At 71.2% G+C, this 20,784-nt stretch carries 19 protein-coding genes and 1 pseudogene; 17 read left to right on the top strand and 3 right to left on the bottom strand.

Features of this window, described 5'->3' with window-relative positions:
- Positions 1–20 precede the first annotated feature (20 nt).
- The 8 genes from QM699_RS11840 to QM699_RS11805 are packed head-to-tail and all read left to right on the top strand — an operon-like array spanning position 21 to position 8,977.
- On the top strand, positions 21–1,931 hold the full coding sequence (locus tag QM699_RS11840) for an ABC transporter permease subunit (protein ID WP_415011310.1): 1,911 nt from the start codon (positions 21–23) through the stop codon (positions 1,929–1,931).
- Positions 1,932–1,934: 3 nt separating this feature from the next.
- Positions 1,935–2,954 (top strand): ABC transporter ATP-binding protein, encoded by a 1,020-nt coding sequence (locus tag QM699_RS11835; protein WP_415011309.1) that lies wholly within the window; start codon positions 1,935–1,937, stop codon positions 2,952–2,954.
- 17 nt (positions 2,955–2,971) lie between these two features.
- Positions 2,972–4,120 carry an amidohydrolase/deacetylase family metallohydrolase gene (locus QM699_RS11830; RefSeq protein ID WP_415011308.1) on the top strand — a complete coding sequence of 383 codons (1,149 nt, stop codon included), beginning with the start codon at positions 2,972–2,974 and terminating at the stop codon, positions 4,118–4,120.
- Positions 4,117–5,565: an aldehyde dehydrogenase family protein gene (locus QM699_RS11825; RefSeq protein WP_415011307.1), complete on the top strand. Its 1,449-nt coding sequence runs from the start codon at positions 4,117–4,119 to the stop codon at positions 5,563–5,565. The genes QM699_RS11830 and QM699_RS11825 overlap by 4 nt, the downstream gene beginning before the upstream one ends.
- Positions 5,566–5,584: 19 nt before the next feature.
- Entirely contained in the window at positions 5,585–6,118 is a 534-nt protein-coding gene (locus QM699_RS11820) for a hypothetical protein (protein WP_415011306.1), read from the top strand.
- Complete coding sequence (locus QM699_RS11815; RefSeq protein WP_415011305.1) at positions 6,115–7,740, top strand: GMC family oxidoreductase; 1,626 nt, start codon at positions 6,115–6,117, stop codon at positions 7,738–7,740. Before QM699_RS11820 ends, QM699_RS11815 begins: the two co-directional genes overlap by 4 nt.
- On the top strand, positions 7,737–8,069 hold the full coding sequence (locus QM699_RS11810; RefSeq protein WP_415011304.1) for an NAD(P)/FAD-dependent oxidoreductase: 333 nt from the start codon (positions 7,737–7,739) through the stop codon (positions 8,067–8,069). Before QM699_RS11815 ends, QM699_RS11810 begins: the two co-directional genes overlap by 4 nt.
- On the top strand, positions 7,997–8,977 hold the full coding sequence (locus QM699_RS11805; protein ID WP_415011303.1) for an NAD(P)/FAD-dependent oxidoreductase: 981 nt from the start codon (positions 7,997–7,999) through the stop codon (positions 8,975–8,977). Before QM699_RS11810 ends, QM699_RS11805 begins: the two co-directional genes overlap by 73 nt.
- 223 nt (positions 8,978–9,200) lie before the next feature.
- On the opposite strand, the gene QM699_RS11800 is transcribed toward QM699_RS11805, so the two are convergent.
- Positions 9,201–10,304, bottom strand: coding sequence for a LacI family DNA-binding transcriptional regulator (locus QM699_RS11800; protein ID WP_415011302.1), 1,104 nt, complete (start codon positions 10,302–10,304; stop codon positions 9,201–9,203).
- A gap of 178 nt (positions 10,305–10,482) precedes the next feature.
- Between QM699_RS11800 and QM699_RS11795 the strand changes: the two genes are divergently transcribed.
- Genes QM699_RS11795 through QM699_RS11760 form a run of 8 tightly spaced genes read left to right on the top strand, consistent with a single transcriptional unit; the run spans position 10,483 to position 18,616 of the window.
- A complete protein-coding gene (locus QM699_RS11795; protein ID WP_415011301.1) occupies positions 10,483–11,547 on the top strand; it encodes an ABC transporter substrate-binding protein in 1,065 nt (354 codons plus the stop codon).
- A gap of 20 nt (positions 11,548–11,567) precedes the next feature.
- On the top strand, positions 11,568–13,070 hold the full coding sequence (locus tag QM699_RS11790; RefSeq protein WP_415011300.1) for a sugar ABC transporter ATP-binding protein: 1,503 nt from the start codon (positions 11,568–11,570) through the stop codon (positions 13,068–13,070).
- Positions 13,067–14,029 (top strand): ABC transporter permease, encoded by a 963-nt coding sequence (locus tag QM699_RS11785; protein WP_415011299.1) that lies wholly within the window; start codon positions 13,067–13,069, stop codon positions 14,027–14,029. The genes QM699_RS11790 and QM699_RS11785 overlap by 4 nt, the downstream gene beginning before the upstream one ends.
- Positions 14,026–14,967 (top strand): ABC transporter permease, encoded by a 942-nt coding sequence (locus QM699_RS11780; protein WP_415011298.1) that lies wholly within the window; start codon positions 14,026–14,028, stop codon positions 14,965–14,967. Before QM699_RS11785 ends, QM699_RS11780 begins: the two co-directional genes overlap by 4 nt.
- On the top strand, positions 14,964–15,905 hold the full coding sequence (locus tag QM699_RS11775; RefSeq protein WP_415011297.1) for an amidohydrolase family protein: 942 nt from the start codon (positions 14,964–14,966) through the stop codon (positions 15,903–15,905). Before QM699_RS11780 ends, QM699_RS11775 begins: the two co-directional genes overlap by 4 nt.
- Complete coding sequence (locus QM699_RS11770) at positions 15,898–17,208, top strand: alanine racemase (RefSeq protein WP_415011296.1); 1,311 nt, start codon at positions 15,898–15,900, stop codon at positions 17,206–17,208. The genes QM699_RS11775 and QM699_RS11770 overlap by 8 nt, the downstream gene beginning before the upstream one ends.
- Before the next feature lie 24 nt (positions 17,209–17,232).
- The gene (locus tag QM699_RS11765) at positions 17,233–17,580 is read left to right on the top strand and encodes a RidA family protein (RefSeq protein WP_415011295.1); all 348 of its coding nucleotides are present in this window, start codon (positions 17,233–17,235) and stop codon (positions 17,578–17,580) included.
- A gap of 22 nt (positions 17,581–17,602) precedes the next feature.
- The gene (locus QM699_RS11760) at positions 17,603–18,616 is read left to right on the top strand and encodes a succinylglutamate desuccinylase/aspartoacylase family protein (protein ID WP_415011294.1); all 1,014 of its coding nucleotides are present in this window, start codon (positions 17,603–17,605) and stop codon (positions 18,614–18,616) included.
- Positions 18,617–18,624: 8 nt separating this feature from the next.
- On the opposite strand, the gene QM699_RS11755 is transcribed toward QM699_RS11760, so the two are convergent.
- On the bottom strand, positions 18,625–19,815 hold the full coding sequence (locus QM699_RS11755) for a hypothetical protein (protein WP_415011293.1): 1,191 nt from the start codon (positions 19,813–19,815) through the stop codon (positions 18,625–18,627).
- A gap of 256 nt (positions 19,816–20,071) precedes the next feature.
- Positions 20,072–20,317 carry a hypothetical protein gene (locus QM699_RS11750; RefSeq protein ID WP_415011292.1) on the bottom strand — a complete coding sequence of 82 codons (246 nt, stop codon included), beginning with the start codon at positions 20,315–20,317 and terminating at the stop codon, positions 20,072–20,074.
- Here QM699_RS11750 and QM699_RS11745 point away from each other — a divergent pair.
- Positions 20,298–20,720, top strand: a pseudogene (locus tag QM699_RS11745) (AraC family transcriptional regulator); the annotation flags it as partial. The gene QM699_RS11750 and the pseudogene QM699_RS11745 overlap by 20 nt on opposite strands.
- Positions 20,721–20,784: the final 64 nt, after the last annotated feature.

Here is a 20,784-nt window from a genome sequence, read left to right as displayed (position 1 = left end):
TCCATCCGATGGAGCGCGCCATGACCGCCATGTCCATCGACTCCGCCCCCGCGGCACCGCGTCCCGCCCGCGACTGCGGGCCGAGGCCGCCGGCCTTCGCCTGGGCCGCCGCGGCGCCGACGCTGCTTCTCGTGCTCGTCGTCGTCGGCCTGCCGCTCGGGCACTCCGTCTGGCTCGCGGTGCATCGCTCCAACCCGATCACCCGCAAGACCACTTTCGTCGGCTTCGACAACTTCACCAAGGTGCTCTCCGACCCGGCGGTCTGGGGCGCCCTTGGGCGGACCTGTTACTTCGCCGCCTTCGCGGTGGTCGGCACCACGCTCGTCGGCCTCGGCATGGCGCTGGTCCTTGACCGCGCCTTTCCTGGCCGCGGCCTCCTGCGCTCGATCATGCTGGTGCCCTGGGCGATGGCGCCGGTGTCGATCGGCGTGCTCTGGTCCTTCGTCTACGCCGGCGACATCGGCTCGCTGAACGGCCTCCTCCACGACCTCGGCCTCGGCGCCTTCGCCACGGCCTGGCTCGGCGATGGGACGCGCGCGCTGAACCTCGTCGCGCTCACCCATGTCTGGAACCAGGCGCCGCTGACCGCGCTCATTCTCCTCGCCGGCCTCCAGTCGATGCCCGCGAGCCTGCACAAGGCGGCGATGCTCGACGGGGCCACCGCCTGGGCCCGCTTCCGCAGCATCACGCTGCCCTGGCTGAAGCCCTCGCTCCTCTTCGCTACGATCATCGCCACGATCAACGCGCTGATGGCCTTCGACATCATCTGGATCATGACCCGCGGCGGCCCGGGTGCGGCGACCACCGTCCTCGCCTGGATCGGCTACGTCACCTCGTTCCAGTTCCTGCGCTTCGGCGAGGGGGCGGCGATCCTCTACCTGCTGACGGCGCTGAGCTTCGGGCTCGCCATCGTCTACGTGCTGGTCCTCGGGCCGCGGGCGCGCAAGGCGAAGTCGGTCGCCGTCCCGCCGGACGACGACTTCGCCACCGCCACCCGCCGCGCCCGCGCCATCATGGTCGCGGTTCCGCGCCCGGTCTTCCGCGAGCGCCTGTCGCCGGGGACGCGGGCGGTCCTCGGGCGCGTCGGGCTCGGGGCAGGGGCCGTCACCATCCTGCTCTGGTCGGCGCTGCCGGTGCTCCTCCTCCTCACCATGAGCCTGACGCCGCCGGGCGACCTGATCCGCACGCCGCCCTCGGTCATCCCCTCGGCGATCACCCTCGACAACTTCCGCGCCGTGCTCCTGCCCGACACCGGCGGCGGCGAGACGACCTCGGTACAGGCCCGCCGCGTTCCGCTCTCGCTCCTCAACTCGCTGATCGTCGGCGTGGCGGCTGTCGCCGTCACGCTCCTCGTCGCGCCCTTCGCGGGCTACGCCTTCGCCCGCTACCCGCGCGCCACGGCGTTCCGCATCGGTCTCTGGGGCCTGCTCCTCACGCGGATGGTGCCGGCGCTGACCCTCGTCCTGCCGTTCTTCGTGCTGTTCAAGGCCGCGGGCCTCATCGACACCCGCACCGGCCTCGTCATCGCCCAGCTCTCGATTCTGCTGCCGCTGACCGCCTGGATGATGAAGAGCACCTTCGAGGCGGTGCCGGTCAGCCTCGATCGTGCCGCGATGATCGACGGCTGCTCGCGCTTCGCGATGATGCGCAAGGTGCTGCTGCCGGTCATCCGGCCCGGGCTTGTCGCCGCCGGGATCTTCGGCTTCCTCGTGTCGTGGAACGAGTTCCTCTTCGCGATGATCCTGACCTCGACGCCAGACGCGCAGACGATCCCGGTCGTGCTCTCGGGGTTCCTGCAACAGGCGCGCTTCTACGAATACGGCCCGATGTTCGCGGCCTCGGTGCTCTCGGTGCTGCCACCCGTCGTCATCGCTTTCGTCTTCCAGCGATACCTCGTCCAAGGGGCGCTGTCCGGCGCCGTCAAGGGATAGCCCATGGCCTCGATCCAGATCGAAAGCGTCGTCAAGACCTACAACGACACGCCGGTGCTGCATGGGCTCGACCTCGAGATCGGCGACGGCGAGTTCGTCTCCTTTCTCGGCCCCTCGGGCTGCGGAAAGTCGACGCTGCTCTACTGCATCGCCGGGCTCGAGGCGATCTCGGGCGGGCGGATCTGCTTCGACCGCCAGGACTTCAGCGCCCGGGCTCCGCGCGACCGCAACGTCGCGCTCGTCTTCCAGGACTATGCGCTCTATCCACACATGAGCGTGCGCGACAACATCGCCTTCCCGCTGCGCCAGCAGGGCGTCGACGAGGCGACGATCGCGGCGCAGGTGAAGTGGGCCGGCGACATGCTCGGCGTCACCGCGCTTCTCGACCGCGCCCCGGCCGACCTCTCGGGCGGCCAGCGCCAGCGGGTTGCGGTGGGGCGGGCCGTGGTCCGCAACCCGGCTGCGCTCCTCATGGACGAGCCGCTCTCGAACCTCGACGCCAGCCTCCGCGTCCACATGCGCACCGAGATCCGTCGCCTCCAGCGCGAGCTCGGCGTCACGGTGATCTTCGTCACCCACGATCAGGAGGAGGCGATGGTGATGTCCGACCGCATCGCGGTCATGGACGGCGGCCGTCTCCAGCAGTTCGCCGACCCGATGACGGTCTACCGCGCGCCCGCGAACCGCTTCGTCGCCGGCTTCATCGGCTCGCCGCGGATGAACTTTCTTCCCGGTGACGGCCTCGGCGGGTCGGCGGCGGTGACGGTCGGCGTCCGGCCCCACGACCTCGGCCCCGGCGACACCGCCGACGACGGCCGCTTCCGCCTCGACGGGCGGCTCGTGCTGATCGAGCCGGCGGGGCCGGTCCATTTTCTCGACGTCGAGGTGGGCGGCCAGATCGTCAAGGCCACGGTCGCCGAGCCCGATGGCCTCGCCCTCGGCGAGACCCTGACGCTGCGCGCGCCGGCGCAGCGTGTCTATCGCTTCGACGCCGCCAGCGGCGCAGCACTTCCCAACCTCTGACAGAGAGTGCCGGTCCCATGAGTTTCGACCTCGTCCTGAAGAACGCCCGCGTGATCGACCCGTCGCAGGACCTCGACGGCGTGATGGATGTCGCGTTCGCGGCGGGCAAGGTCGCCGCGATCGGCAAGGGCCTCCCCGACGGGACCGAGACCAGCGACCTGACCGGGCTTGTCGTCACGCCCGGCCTCATCGACCTGCACACCCACGTCTACTGGGGCGGCACCTCCCTCGGAATCGACCCCGACGCCTACGCCCGCGCCAGCGCCGTCACCACCTGCGTCGATACCGGCAGCGCCGGGCCGGGCAACTACCCGGGCTTCCGCGCCCATGTCATCGGGCCGGCGAGGGCACGCATCCTCGTCTACCTGCATGTCTCCTTCGCCGGCATCTACGGCTTTTCGCGCAATATCATGGTCGGGGAGGGTCACGACCCCCGGCTGATGGCCGAGCGCGACGCGGTGGCGGTGGCGCTGTCCGATCCCGAGACGATCATCGGCATCAAGATCCGCATCGGCCGCCACGCCAGCGGCCCGACCCGGATCGCCCCCCTCGTCAGCGCGCTTCAGGTCGCCGACGAGACCGGCCTGCCGCTCATGTGCCACATCGACGAGCCGCCGCCCTCCTACGAGGCGGTCGTCGACATGCTCCGCCCCGGCGACGTGCTCACCCACTGCTTCCGCCCCTTCCCGAACGCTCCCGTCCACGGCGACGGCCGGGTCAAGGACGCGGTGCTCGCGGCGCGCGAGCGCGGCGTGATCTTTGACATCGGCCACGGCATGGGCTCGTTCGGCTGGGGGACGGCGCGGGCGATGATGGCCGCGGGCTTTCCGCCCGACGTGATCTCGTCGGACGTTCACGCGCTCTGCATCGACGGGCCGGCCTTCGATCAGGTGACGACGCTCTCGAAGTTCCTGCCGCTCGGCATGTCGCTCTCCGAGATCGTCCGCGCCTCGACCGAGGCGCCGGCCAAGGCGCTGCGCCGGACCGAGCTCGGCACGCTGAAGCCGGGCAGCCCGGGCGACGCCAGCATCCTGTCGCTGCGGCGCGGCAGCTTCGATCTCGCCGACGTCTGCGGCGAGATCGTCACCGTGCCCGAGCGCATCTTCGCCGAAGGCTGCGTCATCGGCGGCTCCTGGTTCCAGAAGGCAGAGGCTATCCCCGCATGAGCGACCTCATCACCGAGACGCCCGCCAACTACATCGGTGGCGCTTGGGAAACCGAGCCGGAGACGATGCCGGCCCTGAACCCCGCCACCGGCGAGACCATCGCGATTTTGCCGCGGAGCAGCCGCGCCACCGCCGGCCGCGCCGTCGCCGCCGCCAACGCCGCGCAACCCGCGTGGGGAGCGAAGACGGCGTGGGAGCGCGCCGCGCTCTGCGTCGCCCTCGCCGGCGCCATCGACGGCGCGGCGGAACGCCTCGGCCGCATCCTCTCGCTGGAACAGGGCAAGCCGCTCGCGCAGGGGCTCGGCGAGGTGCGCAAGGCCGCAGACGGCTTCCGCATGGCCGCCGAGCAGGTGAAATACCTCGGCGGCGAGACCCTGCCGGTCGAGACGCCGGGGATGCTGGTGATGACCCGCCGCGCCCCGCGCGGCGTCTACGCCGTCATCACGCCGTGGAACTTTCCGGTCAACATCCCCGTCGAGTACATCGCCCCGGCGCTCGCCACCGGCAATGCCGTGGTCTGGGCGCCGGCGCCCACGACCGCGCTCGTCGCCGTCGAGTTCACCCGCGTCCTCGCAGCCGCTGGCCTGCCGGCCGGGCTCCTCAACCTCGTGGTGGGGGAGGGGGCGACGGTCGGCGACGAGATCGTCGCCCATCCCGGCACCCACGGCATCGGCTTCACCGGCTCCACCGCCACCGGCCGCCGCATCGCCGAGCGCGGCGCCGGCAAGCCGATGCTGCTCGAACTCGGGGGCAACGGCCCGGTGATCGTGCGCGCCGACGCGGACCTCACCAAGGCCGCGGCCGAAGCGGCCGGCGGTGCCTTCTTCAACTCCGGCCAGGTCTGCGCCGCGACGGGGCGCGTCCTCGCCCACGCGAGCGTCGTCGACGACCTCGCCGCGCGCATGGTCGCCGTCGCCGAGGCGCAGGTGCTCGGCGACCCCTTCCACCAGGGCACTACCATGGGCCCGCTCAACAACCCGAAGGTGCTGGACAAGATCGTCGCCCACGTCGACGCCGCCGTCGCCGCGGGCGCGAAGGTGCTGACCGGCGGCCGCACCCGCCCCGACCTCGGGCCGCTCTTCTACGAGCCGACGGTGATCCGCGACGTCACCCCCGACATGGCCCTCGCCCGCGAGGAAACCTTCGGGCCCGTCGTGCCGATCGTCGCCTGTGCCGACGACGAGGCGCTCATGCGGGTCGCGACCGATACCAGCTACGGCCTCAGCACGGGCATCTTCTCCGCCGACGTGCCGAAGGCGATCGCCATGGCCGGCGCGCTCTCCGCCGGCATCGTCAACGTCAACGGGTCGAGCACCTACTGGGAGATCCACCTCCCCTTCGGTGGCGGCGCCGGCACCGTCAGCGGCCTCGGCCGCATCGGCGGGCGCCACACGCTCGAAGCGATGACCGACCTGCGCCTGATCTCCATCCCCCTGCCAGCGTGAGAAGCGGACGACCCCAGCCATGAGCAAGGACTCCCGACCCCTCCCCCTCGCGCGGACGCCCGCGCTGCTGCGCGACTTCGCCGACGTCATGCTCCCCGGAGACGGCGACTGGCCCTCCGGCGGCACGCTCGGCGTCCAGCACCCGCTGGCCGGGCGCCTCGCCGAGCGCTACGGCGACGGGGCGCTCCCGCGCCTCGTCGAGGCGCTCGTCGCTGCCGGCGCGCCCTTCGACGGGCTCGCTCCCGACGCCCGCGCCCTCGTCGTCGCGACCTTCGAGGCGGCGGAGCCGGCCTTCTTCGGCCAGATCCGCGACATCCTCTACCTCGCCTATTACGAGCACCCGCTCGTCGTGGCGCTGATCGACGCCAGTGGCCGGCCCTACCGCCTGCGCCCGCATCTCTCGGGCTACGACCTGCCGGCGTTCGACCGCGCGCGCGACTACCCGCGCCACAACCGCGGCCACTACGTCCCGACCGACGCCATCCGCCCGGTCGACCCGGCCCCGCTCGAGCTCGACACCCGCATCACCACCGCCTGGGGCGTGAACCGATGACCCGCACAGACCCCGTCGATGTCCTCGTCATCGGCTCCGGCGCCACCGGGGCGCTCGCCTGCCTCACCCTCGCCGAGGGCGGCCACGACGTGCTCTGCCTCGAGCAGGGCGGCTGGGTCGAGCCCGGCGACTTCGCCCATGCCCACGTCGATTGGGCGTGGCAGCGCGCCAGCCGCTGGAACCCCGACGTGATGGCCCGCACCCACCCGGACGACTATCCGGTGGACAGCGATTCGAGCCATCCGCTGATGTGGAACGGCGTCGGCGGCTCGACCAACGCCTACGGCGCGATCTGGCCGCGCTACCGCCCCTCGGACTTCCGCAAGGGGGACGAGCACGGCCTGCAGCCGAACTGGCCGATCACCTACGAGGACATCGCGCCGTACTACGAGCGCGTGGACGCCCTCCTCGGCGTCAGCGGCCTCAGCGGCGACCCGGCGATGCCGCCGCGCGGTGCCTGCCCGACCGGCCCCTTGCCGTTCACCAAGCCCGCGCGCCGCCTCGCCGACGCGTTCGACGCGCTCGGCTGGCACTGGTGGCCGGCGGAGGCCGGCGTCATCTCCGAGGACTACGCCGGCCGCCCGGCCTGCAACAACTGCGGCCTCTGCAACGGTTGCCCGCGCGGCTCGATGAGCCTCTACTCGCAGTCCGTCTGGCCCCGCGCGCTCGCCGCAGGCGCGAAGCTCCGCACCCACGCCCGCGTGCTCCGCATCGAGACCGGCCGTGACGGCCGCGCCACCGGCGTCCTCGTCAAGGACCGCCTGACCGGCGACACCTGGTTCCAGCCGGCGGGCGCCATCGTCCTCGCCGCGAACGGCGTCGGCACCCCGCGGCTCCTCCTCGCCTCGGACGACCTCGCGAACCAGTCCGGCATGGTCGGGCGCAACCTCCTCCACCACACCCTCGTCGCGGCGCAGTTCTGGGTGGACGAGCAGGTGGACGGCCAGACGGGCTATGTCGCCTCGCTCTTCAGCCGCGAGTTCGCCGAGACCGACATCTCCCGCGGCTTCGTCAACGGCTTCAACTTCAACTGCCTGACCTCCAGCCCCTCGGCCGGCGAGATGGCGACCGGCTGGCTTTCGGGCACCCGCGCGCCGTGGGGGGCAGGCCACCACGACTGGATGGACCGCCGCTTCGGCCACTCGATCGGCCTCTTCGCCATCGGCGACGACCTGCCGAACCCCGAGAACCGCGTCTACCTCGACGACACCCGCCGCGACGCGGACGGCGTGCCCGTCACCCGGATGCACTACGCGCCGGGCGAGAACGACCGCCGGATGATGAACTACATGCTCGACCGTCTGGCCGACGTGGCGAGCGCCGCCGGCGCCTTCGACGTCGCCTTCCAGGACTACCGCGACGAGAACGGCGTCTACCGCACGCCCGCCTGGCACATGATCGGCAGCTGTCGCATGGGCGACGATCCCGAAACCTCGGTCGTCGACAAGCACCACCAGTGCTGGGACGTGCCGAACCTGCTGATCTTCGACGGCAGCGTGCTCGCCACCGGCGGCGTCGTGAACCCGACGCCGACGATCTCGGCCCTCGCGCTCCGCGCCGCCGAGCACCTGCGCGACAACCTCGCCGAGATCGCCGCCGGCCGGCGATCCGTCGCGGCGTGAGCGATGTCGTCGTCATCGGCGCCGGCTTCGTCGGCGTCTCGGTCGCGCTGCACCTGCAACGGCGCGGCCGCTCGGTCGTGCTGGTCGACAAGGGGTTGCCGGGGCACGGCACCTCCTTCGGCAATGCCGGCGTCATCCAGCACGAGGCGGTCGTGCCCTACGGCTTCCCGCGGCGCGCGAGCAAGCTCGCGGCGGTGCTGGCGCGGCGGGGCGCGGACATCAGTTACCACTGGCGGGCACTGCCCGCGACCGCCGGGTGTCTCGCGCGGTACTGGTGGAACTCGGCGCCGTCGCGCATGCCCCGATCGCGCGCTCCTACGCGACGCTGATCGAGCGCAGCCTCGACGAGCACGCAGCGCTGGTGGCGCTCGCCGGCGCCGAGGCGCTGATCCGCAAGGATGGCTGGTACGACGCCTTCCGCACCGGGCCGGCGCTCGCCGCGGCGGTGGCGGATGCCGAAGCGCGCGGGCGAGACTTCGGCGTCCGGTTCGATGTGCTCGACGGCGACGGGGTGGCCCGGCTGGAACCGCACCTGACGGAGCGGATGGCCGGCGCCGTCCACTGGTCCGACACGTGGACGGTGCGCGAGCCGGCCGCACTGGTCGCGGCCTACGCCGACGCCTTCGTCGCGGCGGGCGGCACGCTCGTGCAGGGCGAGGCCGCGGTGCCGCGGGCGGCCGGCGCGGGCTGGCGCGTCATGGCCGGCGCCCGCCCGATCGAGGCGGCGGAGGTGGTGATCGCGACCGGACCGTGGGCGGCGGGCATGACCCGGGCACTCGGCTACCGCCTGCCGCTCTTCGTGAAGCGCGGCTACCACATGCACTACGCCGGCGAGCCGGGCAGGCCGCTCGGGAACTGGCTCGCCGATCTCGAGACCGGCTACCTCCTCGCCCCGATGCGCAAGGGGATCCGGCTGACTACGGGCGCGGAGCTGGCGCTGCAGGACGCCCCGGCGACGCCGCGGCAACTGGCGCTCGACGAGGCGGTGGCGCGGCGGATGTTCCCGCTCGGCGCCCGGCTCGACCCGGCCCCGTGGATGGGCTCGCGTCCCTGCACCGCCGACATGCTGCCGGTCATCGGACCGGCGCCGCGGCACCGGGGCCTGTGGTTCGCCTTCGGCCACGGCCACCAGGGCCTGACGCTCGGGCCGGTGACCGGGCGCCTCCTCGCCGAGATGATCACGGGAGAGGCTCCGGTGGTGAACCCGAGGCCCTTCTTCGCGACACGCTTCGTGTGAGCGGTCCACGCCCTCCGGGAAGCGCGGCCGCACGCGCGCGGGCATCGTCCGGGCGCCGATGTCAGCGGACGACCGAGCCTCGCCACCGACCGTCCATCTCGATCCGTGCACATTGTGGCCCTTCCGAGCCGCCGTGGATCCACCTTGCCAGATGGCTGGAAGAACCAGAGTTCCTAAATTAACACAATGCGTTGGTCCACTGCGCGCGCAGCCGGAACGGATCTCACACGCTCCCCCGGTCGCGGACGAGAAGGTCCATGCGCCTCACCTTCACCTCGACGGCCTCGCCCGATAGGCGCGCGAGGAGCATCTCTCCGGCTTCCCGTCCGAGGCCGGCGCTGTCGATCCCGATCGTCGTGAGCCCGGGCGGGATCTCCGCCGCGATGTCGCTCTCGCCGAAACCGAGTATCCCGAGGCTGCCGGGGATCGAGATGCCGAGGCGGCGCGCCTCCATGAGGCATCCGAGAGCGAGCACGTCGTTGCTGCAGAAAACCGCGTCGATCTCGGCGCCCGCGGCGACCGTGGCGGACAGGCAGGCCCGGCCCTGCGACAGCCCGGTCACTTCGTCGACGAGAAGCTCGCGGACGATCTCCATGCCGAGTTCGCCGCATCTCCGGCGAAACCCCTGCAGCCGCAACGCCCCCCGCCCGCCCCGGCGGCCGATGTAGGCGACCCTGCGGTGGCCCTTTGCGAACAGGACCTCGGCGGCGAGTTGTCCGGCCTCGGTGTTGGAGAAGCCGACGAGCATGTCGATCGGGTCCCTCGGGAGCGCCCAGGTCTCCATGATCGGGATGTCGAGCGCGCGCAGAACCTCGCGGTTGGCTTCGAGCTCGATGACGCCGGTGAACATGACCGCGGCGGGCTTCATCGCGTGCAGCGCCTGGATGGCGGCGGTCTCGCGCTCGTAGGAGTAGGAGGTCTGTCCCATGAGAAAGAGATATCCGGCCGTCTCGAAGACCTCGGCGCAGGCCTGCAGGGCGAGCGAGAACTGCTCGCTCATCAGGTTGGAGGCGAAGGCGAGCACGATGTTCGACCGGCCACTCTTCAGGATGCTGGCGTAGGGATTGATGCGGTATCCCGTCTGCTCGACGGCGCGCTGCACGCGCTGGCGCTTGTCCGCGCTCACCCTCCCGGGCTGGCGAAGCGCCCGCGAGACGGTAATGGGCGACACGTCGGCCAGCCGCGCGACGTCGGCAAGGCTCGCCCGCCGCGCCGGGCCGTCGGCGCCTTCCGCGGCGTCGAGCCCCCCGGGCGCTCGCGCGTCGGGTATGCGCACGACGTCGTCATAGACGAAGCCCGCATCGCCCGGTTCGGTATCGCTCCCCATCGCTCTCCCTCGATACGGCGCAGACATGCGCCGCCGCGAACGCACTATAAGTCATTATGATAACGCTGTCATTGACAGAAATGAATGCGCGAAGATAACGTTATCATGCAGGTCTGCCCGAGGTCGCGGATGCCGCTTCGGTGCAGATGTTGGTGGACAACAAGGGGGTGCCGGCATGATGAAAAGCAAACTTAAGCCGCTTGAATCGCTTAATAATGCCTTCGGGGTCGTAGCGACGGCGGGCGTCGCGCTCGTCCTGTCGGCCGGGGTCGCGTCCGCCGCCGCGAATTGCATCAAGGGCGACCGCAAGGCGCCCTACACGGTCGGGTGGGCCAACATCTACTCGGTGCCCACCTGGATGAAGCAGACCGAAGGCACGATCGCCGCCGAGGTCGATGAGCTGAAGAAGGCCGGCCTCGTCGACGACCTCGTCATCACCGACGCCCAGGGCAACGCTCAGACGCAGATCCAGCAGATCCAGTCGATGATCGACGCGGACGTCGACGCCATCGTCGTCATCGCCGGCTCGTCCACCGCGCTCGATCGCGTCATCTCCGATGCCTGCGACAAGGGCATCGCGGTGGTGAACTTCGACAGCCTCGTCGATACCGACAAGGTCACGGCGAAGATCAACACCAACTCCAATGAATGGGGTGGAACGGCCGCGCAGTGGCTGGTCGACCAGCTCGGCGGCAAGGGCAAGATCATCGTCATGAACGGCCCGGCTGGCATCTCGGTCAGCGACGATCGCCGCAAGGGCGCCCAGCCGGTGCTCGACGCCAACAAGGATATCGAGGTCATCACCGAGACCAACACCGAGTACAACGTCGCCCCCGCGCAGGAGGCGATGACAAGCCTGCTCTTCGCCAACCCGGAGATCGACGGCATCCTGTCGCTCGGCGGCGCCCTCTCGGCCGGCTCGGTTCTCGCCTTCGACCGCCAGGGCCGCGAGCAGGTGCCGATCACCGGCGAGAACGCGCGCCAGTTCCTCGAGCTGTGGAAGGAGAAGGGCCTGAAGGGCTGGGCGACGATGCAGCCGAACTGGCTCGGCGCGCTCTCCGTCTACACCGCGGTCCAGGCGCTCGAGGGCAAGGACGTGCCGGCCTTCGTCAAGGTGCCGCTGCCCATCATCGACGACAGCACCATCGACAGCTACCTCGCCCGTGCCGACCAGTTCCCGGCCGACGGCTACATCTACTCCGAGTATGATCGGGCGCTGTTCGACAAGCTGCTCGCCCAGTAAGCCCGTCGAAGGACACTGCCATGGAGGGCGCCACGCCCCTGCTGGAAGCCCGGCAGGTATTCAGGAGCTTCTTCGGCAATCCGGTTCTCGAGGGCGTCGACATCGCCCTTTTCCCCGGCAGGGTACACGCCCTGCTCGGGGAGAACGGGGCCGGAAAGTCCACGCTGATCAATCTCCTCTCCGGCGCGCTGGAACCGGACGCGGGCACGATCGCCATCGACGGGGCGCCGGTCGCGCACCTCACGCCAGCCGCCGCGCGGGCGGCGGGGATTGCCGTCGTCCAGCAGGAACTGAGCCTCGCCGGCGACCTGTCGATCGCGGAGAACATCGGCCTCGGCGCCTATCCGCGGCGCTTCGGCCTCATCGACTATGCGGCGCTGCACGCGGGCGTGGCCCGGGTCTGCGCGATGGTCGGGCTCACCGAGGCGCCTGACACGCCGGTCGCCGACCTCGCCCTCGGCCGGCGCCAGATGGTCGAGATCGCCAAGGCGCTCTATCGCAACCCGCGCGTCCTCATCCTCGACGAGCCGACCTCGTCGCTCTCGGCGCACGAGGCGGGGATTCTCGCCCGCGTGATCGCGACGCTCCGCGATCGCGGGGTCGCGCTCCTCTACATCTCCCACCGCCTGAACGAGGTGCGGGCTCTCTGCTCCCACGTCACCGTGCTGAAGGACGGCGTGGTGACCGCGGACCAGTCGCTCGCCGGCATCGACGGCCGAGGCCTCGTGAAGCTGATGGTCGGTCGCGAGACCGGCGAGCTGTTTCCCCCGCGGTTGCCCGCTGCGCCCGGCCCGGTGCGGATCAGCGTCGAGGATCTTTCGGTCGGCCTCGTGCGGGAGGCGACCTTCAGCGCGCGCGCCGGAGAGATCGTCGGGATCGGCGGGCTGGTCGGCCAGGGGCAGGAGGACCTGCTCCTCGGGCTCTACGGTGCCGCTGCGGCGCGGGCGGGCCGCGCGGAGTTCGACGGGAGACCCGGCCTGCCGGGCACGGTCGCCGCCGCGAATGCGGCGGGCATCGTCTACGTCCCCGCCGACCGCAAGCGCGAGGGGCTGGTGCTGCCCCACTCCATTGCCTCGAACATCGTCCTGCCGTCGCTCGGGCGGCTGGCGCGCGGCGGCTTTCGCGAGCGGCGGGCCGAGGGCGGGCTCGTCGCCGAGCTGGCGCGGCGACTGTCGATCAAGGGCGACGTCGCGCGTCCGGTCCAGGCGTTGTCCGGCGGAAACCAGCAGAAGGTCGCGCTCGCCAAATGGCTGCCGCTTGACCCGGGCGTGTTCCTGCTCAACGACCCCACCCGCGGCGTCGACATCGAGACAAAGCGCGAGATCTACCTGATGCTGCGAAGCTTCGCGGCCGAGGGACGGCTCGTCGTCCTCGCGAGCTCCGACACACCGGAACTCGTCAACCTCTGCGATCGCGTCGTGGTGCTGCGCGAGGGCCGGATCGCCGCGGAGCTGACCGGCGGCGAGATCACCGAGGAAGCGATCGTCGGCGCGGCCATGGGCGTCCGGGAGGGCGCGCTGTGAGCGCCGCCGCTCCGGGCTGGCTCTACGGCGCGATCCAGCGCCGGCGCAACCGCGGTCTCGGCGGGCTCTACCTGGTCGTCGCCGCGTTCCTCGTGCTCTACGCGGTGCTCTTCCCGGGCATCCTGACCATCGGCGGCTTCTCCAAGTTCACCCAGAACTGGTTCCCGCTGGCGCTCGTCACCATGGCACAGGCGATCCTGATGCTGAACGGCGGCATCACGCTGGCCATCGGCCCGCTGGTCAGCCTCGGCGCCGTGATCGCCGCGACCACGATGGGTGGCGCGTCCGGCGTTCCCGGCGGGCTCGTTGCCGTCGCTGCCGCCGGGCTCGCGATCGGTGCAGTCACGGGCGTCATCGTCGCCCACCTCCGGCTTCCGGCGATCATCGTCACGCTGGCCGGCTCGTTCATCATCGCGGGCATCGCGCTCATCCTCCTGCCGCGCCCGGGCGGCTCCGTACCCGAGTGGCTGTCGAATGCGCTCGCCGGGCACACGCCGGTCGCCTTCCTGCTCCTCGTCGCCATCGTCGTGCTCTGGAAGGTCTTCCTCGCGACCCCCCTTGGACTCGGCATCTACGCGGCCGGCGACAACCCCCTCGGGGCGTTCCGCTCCGGCGCGCCGATCGAGCGGGTGAAGATCGTGTCCTTCGCGCTCTCGGGCCTGCTCGCCGCGCTTGCCGGCCTCTTCGTCGCCGCGCAGACCGGCTCGGGCGATCCGGTCATCGGGACGCCGTTCACGCTGAACTCGATCGCGGCCGCGGTGCTCGGCGGGGTGGGCTTCCTCGGCGGGAAGGGCACGATGCGCGGCGCGATCTGCGGCAGCCTGCTCCTCTCGGTCATGATCAACGTCATGTTCTTCCTCGGCTTCCCGCCCGTCGCGCAGTACGTCGCGCAGGGCCTCATCATCGTCGGCGCCGTCGCCATACCGGAACTGGTCGCACAGGGGAGGGCGGGCCGGTGAGCATCGTCAAGGCCGCGCTTCGCAACCCGCCGCTCCTCACCTTCATCCTCGTGGCGCTGGTCTGGATCGTCGCGAGCCTCACCCTGCGCGGCTTCGGCGCCTACGGGCATCTCCGCTACCTGCTCGAACTCGCCGCGGTGATCGGCATCGCCGCCGCCGGGCAGACCCTCGTCATCCTCATGGGCGGCATCGACCTGTCGGTCGGCGCGGTGATCACCGTCACGGCGATCCTCGTGCCGCTGATCTCGCCCGCCTGGGATCCGACCGGGCTCGTCGGCGTCGGTGCGGCGCTCGCCATCGCGGTCGGCATCGGCCTTCTGAACAGCGCCGGCGCGACCTACCTCCGCGTGCCGCCGATCATCATGACGCTCGCCATGGCGACCTTCCTGCAAGGGCTCCTCGTCATCGTCGCCGGCGGCAGCGCCGTGACCGTGCAGAACCCGGCCGTCATCCTGCTCGGTCAGGCGCGGCCGTTCGGCGTTCCGGCCGGCGTCCTGCTCTGGGTCGTGGTCTCGTCCGTCGTGCTGCTCCTCATCCACCGCATGCCGATCGGCGCGCGCTTCCTCGCGATCGGAGCAAACCCGCTCGCCTCGCGGCTGTCCGGCGTCAGCCTCATCCGCAACACCCTCGTCCTCTATGCACTCTCCGGCTTCTTCGCCGGGCTCGCCGGCGTGCTGCTGCTCGGGATGAACCGCCAGGGCTACGTCGGCATCGGCGACCCGTACCTTCTCACCTCGATCGCCGCCGTCGTCCTCGGCGGGACCTCGATCCTCGGCGGGCGCGGCACCTACGCCGGCACCATCCCGGGCGCGATCCTGCTGGTGACGGCAACGGCGCTCATCACCGTGGTCAACGCCTCGCCGGGCTGGCGGTCGATCATGTTCGGCACGCTCATCCTCGCGCTGCTGCTGATTTCCGGGCGCGAGGCGCGTCGATGACGCGCTATTCCGGTCCGGTGATCGACCCGCACCATCACCTCTGGGATCTCTCCCTGAAGCGCCACCCGTGGCTGGAACAGGCCCGCGACGAGGGCGAGGAGATGGTCTTCGGCAGCCTCGCCCCGATCCTGTGCACCTACGGCGTCGCGGACTACCGCGCCGACGCCGCCCGCCAGAACGTGGTCGCGACCGTCCACGTCGAGGCCGGCTGGTCCGACGACCACCCCCTCGAGGAAACCCGCTGGCTCGACGACCTCGACCACGCGGACGGCATCGCGTGCCGCTACGTCGCCCGCGTCCCGCTCCACGCGACCGAGGCCCCGGCGCTTCTGGAGCGGGAGGCCGCAAACCCGCGCGTCGTCGGCATCCGCGACATCGTCAGCTGGCATCCCGAGCCCGGCAAGAGCTTTGCGCCCAACCCGGCCCGCATGACAGACCCTGCATGGCGGGCGGGGTTCGCCCGCCTCGCGCCGCTCGGCCTCACCTTCGACCTGATGCTCTATCCCTGGCAGATGGACGAGGCCGGCGACCTGATGCGGGCCTTCCCGGACACGCTCTTCGTCCTGAACCACGGCGGCAGCCCGGCCGACCGCACGGCGGAGGGCATGGCCCTCTGGCGCCGCGGCCTCGCGCTCCTCGGGGCCGAGCCGAACGTCCGACTGAAGATCTCCGACCTTGTCGCCTATGACAACGACTGGACCTTCGACAGCCTCCACCCGGTGGTCGAGCACTGCCTCGCGAGCTTCGGCCCGTCGCGCTGCATGTTCGCCAGCGATTTCCCCGTCGCCGGTCTTCACGCGACGTTCGACGAGGTCTACGGGGTCTTCCGCAGGGTGGCCGAGCCGCTGTCCGAAGACGAGCAGCGCGCCCTGTTCTTCACCACGGCGAACGACACCTACCGGCTCGGGCTCACCAGCAGGGGAGAAACGAATGTCTGACGTGATTCAGAGCGCACCCGACCCGCTGATCGACGACCGCGTCCGCGGCTTCCCGCCTGGGCACCCGCCGCTCCCGCTCGATGCCATCGGCGCGCAGGGCTGGAAGCCCTACGACGGCAGGATGGCCCTGCCGCTGATCTCGCTCGACGAGGCGGCCTTCGCCGGCAACGTGACGGCGATGATGGACTACGTGCGCGACCACGGCCTCGCGATCGCCCCGCACGCCAAGACTCCGATGGCCCCGGCGATCGCCCGGCGGCTCGTCGCGGCGGGCGCGTGGGGCGCGACCGCCGCGGACATCCGCCAGACCGGCGTGCTGCTCCGGTCCGGCCTGCGTCGGCTCATCCTCGCCAACGAGATCGGCGGACGGGCCGCCGCCCGCCGCCTCGCCGCCGTGGCCGCCGGCTTCCCGGACGCGGAGCTGCACGTCTTCGTCGACTCGCTCGACGTCGCAGCCGCGCTCCGCACGGCCTGGGGTGAGCGCGGCGACCTGCCCCCGCTCGGCCTCCTGGTGGAGTTCGGCGCCGGCCGCGCCGGCGCGCGCGACACGGCCACGGCGACCGCCATTCTCGACGCCATCCTTGCCAGCGAGACACCGACGTTCCGCCTGACGGGGATCGCCGCCTACGAGGGTGCCGCGGCAACGGCCGACTCCGCCGAGACCGCGAGCTGCATCACGGGACTGATGGCCCTCGCAGCCGATTTCCTCCCGCAGGTCCGCGCGCGCGTCGGTGCCGAGCGCCCGCTGATCGTCACCGCCGGCGGGTCGGTCTTCTTCGACATGGTGCTGGACGGGCTGGGCAGGGCGGTCGCCGCCGACCCCGACTGCCGCCTCGTCCTGCGCAGCGGCGCGATCTTCTTCCACGATCACGGCATCTACGAGCGCGGCCTCGCCGGCCTCGACGCCCGCGGCGGCTTCGTGGTCGGCGGCACGGCGCGCTCCGCGTCAAGGGCGTTCGTCCCCGCCCTCAGGCTCTGGTCCGAGGTCCTGTCCCGCCCGGAGACCGGCCTCGCGATCTGCGGCATGGGGTTGCGCGACGTCGCCAACGACCAGGGACTGCCGATCCCGCTGGCGCTCTACCGCGACGGGGTGCCGACCGCCGGCCTTGCCGCCGCCGAGACACTGCGGCTGAACGACCAGCACGCCTTCGTCCAGCTCCCGGCCGGAAGCGACGTCCGCGTCGGCGACGTGATCGAGTTCGGCATCTCGCATCCCTGCACCTGCCTCGACCGGCACGCCATCCTCTACGGTCTCGCCCCGAACCACCGGGTGACGACGGCCTACCTCACCAGCTTCGGCTGACCCCGCCTGAAAGGACCCGGGACCATGTTGATCCAGCGCTTCCAGAAGGGCTCGCGCATGAGCCAGGCCGTCGCCTGCGGCGGCCTCGTCTACATCGCCGGCCAGGTTGCGGACGACCGCAAGGCCGGCATCGAGGCCCAGACCGCCGACGTCCTCGCCAGGATCGACACGCTGCTGAAGGAGGCCGGCACCGACCGCTCGAGGCTCCTCGCCGTCAACGTCTTCCTGCCGGCGATCGTCGATTTCGACGCAATGAACAGCGTCTATGATACGTGGGTCGACCGCGACAATCCGCCGGCGCGCGCCTGCGTCGAGGCGCGCCTCGCCGATCCGGACCTTCGCGTCGAGATGACGGCTATCGCGGCCCTCTGAGGGCGGCCGGCCCGGAGGCACCATGCACAGCGGCATCACCAATCCGATCGACTTCACGCGGGAGGGCCGGCAGGGCGGCCACATCACGATCCCCTATTCGGTCGACCGATCGCCCTACTATCAGATCCGCATCCCCGTCCTCCGCCTGAAGAACGGGGATGGGCCGGGGCTCCTGCTGATGGCGGGGAACCACGGCGACGAGTACGAGGGTGAACTCCTCCTCGGCCGGCTCATGCGCGCCCTCGACGCGTCGAAGCTTCGTGGCGCCGTCACCATCCTGCCGCTGGCGAACCTGCCGGCGGTGATGGCGGCCAGGCGCTGCTCCCCCTTCGACGGCGGTAACCTCAACCGCGCCTTCCCCGGCGACCCGGCCGGCACGCCGACGGCACGCCTCGCCCACTTCCTCGAAGCGGAGCTTTTCCGGGCCCACGACGTCGTCCTCGACCTCCACTCGGGCGGGAGCTCGATGGCGCACCTGCCCTGCACGCTCATCGAGCGTCAGGCCGGCGCCGCCCGCTTCCAGCGCGCCCTCGACCTGATGCGCGCCATGGGGGCATCGCACGCCTTCGTGGCCGACAACGGCCCGGCGGCGCCGACGTCGATGGGCGCCGCCGGCCGCGCCGGCGCGATTGGCCTATCCGGCGAGTTCGGCGGCGGCGGCACGGTCACGCCGCAGACCATGGCCTTCACGGCGGCCACCATCGACCGCCTCCTCCTCGCCCTCGGCCTCATCGACGCCCCCGTCCTCTCCCGCGGTCCGCTCCCCGCCCCGGGCCCGCTGCAACTCCTGTCCCTGTCGCGCCACAGCCAGGGTATCTACGGCGAGCGGCGCGGATGGTTCGAGCCCGTCGTGCCGCTCGGCGCGACGGTCGCGGCCGGGGACCTCGCCGGCTGGTACCACGATCTCGAAAGCCTCGACCGGCCCGAGGAGCCGCTGCGCTTCGCCGAAGGCGGCATCGTCATCTCGCACCGGCTGCACTGCGACAGCCAGGCCGGCGACTGCCTGATCCAGGTGGCGGATCCGATCAGCGCCTGAACGGGCGCCTACGTCTCCGTCGCGGCATCCGCGGCCGCCCTCACCCAGTCGAGCCGCGGCGCCGGGATCAGTCCATAGTTGTAGAAGTTGACGCCCTCCGCACCGGCCGCGATCGCGGCCCGCACCCGGGCGACGAGGATGTCCGGCCCGTCGACCTCGGGATAGAAGACCCGCAGCCCCACGCCGAGGAACTTGCCCGGCCCGAGCGCCGCCCGCCCCGACGCGATGACCTCCGCCACCGCTTCCGGCGTCGCGTCGTAGCAGCACAGGATCGCGCCGTCGCAGAGCCGCCCCACCGCCGCCAGATCGACCCCGCCGAGCCAGCCATCCTTCAGGTCGATGAGCACGATCCGCGTCGCGGGGTCGGCCGCCGCCTTGATCTCCCCGATCAGGGTCGTCACCGGCTCCGTCCGCCACGCCAGAAACGCGTGAAGCTCCGGATGCCCGCGGAAGGCGTCGATCCCGGCCGCCGGGAACTCGGGAAACTGCACTTCCGGAACGGCCCGCTCGCAAAGCGCGGCGATGAGCCGCGCCACGGTCCGGCGAGCCGCCTCGACCGGAACCCCGGCCTCGCGCGCGCGCGCCGCACAGTGCTCGCAGAAGCACAGCGACAGCAGGAAATCGTCCTCCGCGTTCAGCCCGACACCATCCTTCTCGTGGTGGTACTCATGCGCGAAGCCCATGAAGTTCGGGCTCTCGAGCTCGAGCATGTCCGGCCGATAGTTCGTGGTGATGTCCCTGACCAGCGTCACGACGTAGTCCCGGGCCGCCGGGCTCGACGGGCAGAGGTTGTAATAGTTCGCGTTCCCGAAGGCGTTCCGCGTCACGTGCCCGGGATGCAGCCCGCCGAGCCGGCTGTTGTGCAGGCACACCGTCCAGCACGACACCCCGAGCCCGGTCTCGCCGCGCAGCCGGGTCAGGCTCTCCAGCAAGTCGCCACGCTCCGCGACATTCCGCGCCATCAGCGGCCGGATCGCCTTCCCCGCCCAAAGCGCCGCGTCCGGGCGGAAATAGACCGTGCCGTCCTCAGGAAAGTACGCCTTCTGCCCAGGGCTCCGCGGCTGCAGGAAGCGCCCCGCATGATAGGACGTGGCCAGGCTGACGGCGTTCATGCCGGCCCGATCTCTCAGCTCGTCGGCAAAGGCCGAGACTCCTTGATCCTGAACGTCCCAGGGATAGCTCCACATGGAAAAGTGCATGACGTCCTCTCGACGCTTCGCCCTCCGTGCGACCATACGGAAGACCTGTGCGACCCCGCAATTGCGAGAACGCGGCTCGGGCCGAGCCCGATCGAGGGTGTGCGGCCGGTCGAGAGCGACCATCGCCTTCAGTCCTGTGGCGGCGGGATTCTGCGGCTGTGCAAGGAAGTCTCAACTCGAAGCGCCACGCTGCGGAAGGAGGGCTTTTCCACGCCGAGGCGGCGCAGGGCCTGGTCCTCGTCAGGGGGCTCCCTTGTCATCTCTCCGGGGGCCGTGCGACCATGAGGCGATGCTGGAACGTGACGGCGGGATCGGGGTGGAGACGATCGGTGGTCGCGCCGCGGGGGCGGTCGGCGGTGAGTTCGGCGAAGGCGAGGGCCATATCGGCTGGCTCGACGAGATCCGGTCCCGCCGCCTGACGGGCGGTCACGAGGCGCGGCCGGAGCTTCTCGGTCGGCATCCTGCTCTGGCCCGGCTTTCCGATGATGTCGCTGGCCGGCATCGTCGAGCCGCTGCGCCATGCCGCGGATTTCGCCGACCACTCGCGTCCGATCCACTGCCGCTGGCCGGTGATGGGCGATGCCGGCCATGTCGCTGTCGCGAGCTGCGGGCTCGCGGTGCCGGCGGACCGGCCTTATCTCAACCCCACGGACTTCGACTATGTCGCCGTCATCGGCGGGCTGCTGCCGCAGCTTCACCGGGCGCCGTCGCGCCACCGCGACTACCTGCGCGCGGCGGCGGCGGCGGGCGTGCCGCTGATCGGCGCCTGCACCGGAGCGTTCGTGCTGGCGGAGGAGGGGCTGCTCTCCGACGCCCGCGTCGCGGTCCACCCCTTTCACCGCGACGACTTTCGCAAGGCGTTTCCGGGGCTGCGCGCGGTGGTGCGCGAGGATTTCCTGATCGACGGGTCCCGGATCACCGTACCGGGCGGCGTCTCGATCCTCAGCCTGATGACCGAGCTCGATCGGC

This window comes from Amaricoccus sp. (assembly GCF_047602525.1).
In the GTDB taxonomy this organism is placed as follows: Bacteria; Pseudomonadota; Alphaproteobacteria; order Rhodobacterales; family Rhodobacteraceae; genus Amaricoccus.
This window is presented reverse-complemented; position numbering and strand designations above follow the sequence as displayed.

Excerpts from the sequence above, each read along its gene's own strand:
- QM699_RS11840 (WP_415011310.1), top strand. The coding sequence starts at position 21 with ATGACCGCCATGTCCATCGACTCCGCCCCCGCGGCACCGCGTCCCGCC.
- QM699_RS11835 (WP_415011309.1), top strand. The coding sequence starts at position 1,935 with ATGGCCTCGATCCAGATCGAAAGCGTCGTCAAGACCTACAACGACACG.
- QM699_RS11830 (WP_415011308.1), top strand. The coding sequence starts at position 2,972 with ATGAGTTTCGACCTCGTCCTGAAGAACGCCCGCGTGATCGACCCGTCG.
- QM699_RS11825 (WP_415011307.1), top strand. The coding sequence starts at position 4,117 with ATGAGCGACCTCATCACCGAGACGCCCGCCAACTACATCGGTGGCGCT.
- QM699_RS11820 (WP_415011306.1), top strand. The coding sequence starts at position 5,585 with ATGAGCAAGGACTCCCGACCCCTCCCCCTCGCGCGGACGCCCGCGCTG.
- QM699_RS11815 (WP_415011305.1), top strand. The coding sequence starts at position 6,115 with ATGACCCGCACAGACCCCGTCGATGTCCTCGTCATCGGCTCCGGCGCC.
- QM699_RS11800 (WP_415011302.1), bottom strand. The coding sequence starts at position 10,304 with ATGGGGAGCGATACCGAACCGGGCGATGCGGGCTTCGTCTATGACGAC.
- QM699_RS11795 (WP_415011301.1), top strand. The coding sequence starts at position 10,483 with ATGAAAAGCAAACTTAAGCCGCTTGAATCGCTTAATAATGCCTTCGGG.
- QM699_RS11790 (WP_415011300.1), top strand. The coding sequence starts at position 11,568 with ATGGAGGGCGCCACGCCCCTGCTGGAAGCCCGGCAGGTATTCAGGAGC.
- QM699_RS11775 (WP_415011297.1), top strand. The coding sequence starts at position 14,964 with ATGACGCGCTATTCCGGTCCGGTGATCGACCCGCACCATCACCTCTGG.
- QM699_RS11770 (WP_415011296.1), top strand. The coding sequence starts at position 15,898 with ATGTCTGACGTGATTCAGAGCGCACCCGACCCGCTGATCGACGACCGC.
- QM699_RS11765 (WP_415011295.1), top strand. The coding sequence starts at position 17,233 with ATGTTGATCCAGCGCTTCCAGAAGGGCTCGCGCATGAGCCAGGCCGTC.
- QM699_RS11760 (WP_415011294.1), top strand. The coding sequence starts at position 17,603 with ATGCACAGCGGCATCACCAATCCGATCGACTTCACGCGGGAGGGCCGG.
- QM699_RS11755 (WP_415011293.1), bottom strand. The coding sequence starts at position 19,815 with ATGCACTTTTCCATGTGGAGCTATCCCTGGGACGTTCAGGATCAAGGA.
- QM699_RS11750 (WP_415011292.1), bottom strand. The coding sequence starts at position 20,317 with ATGCCGGCCAGCGACATCATCGGAAAGCCGGGCCAGAGCAGGATGCCG.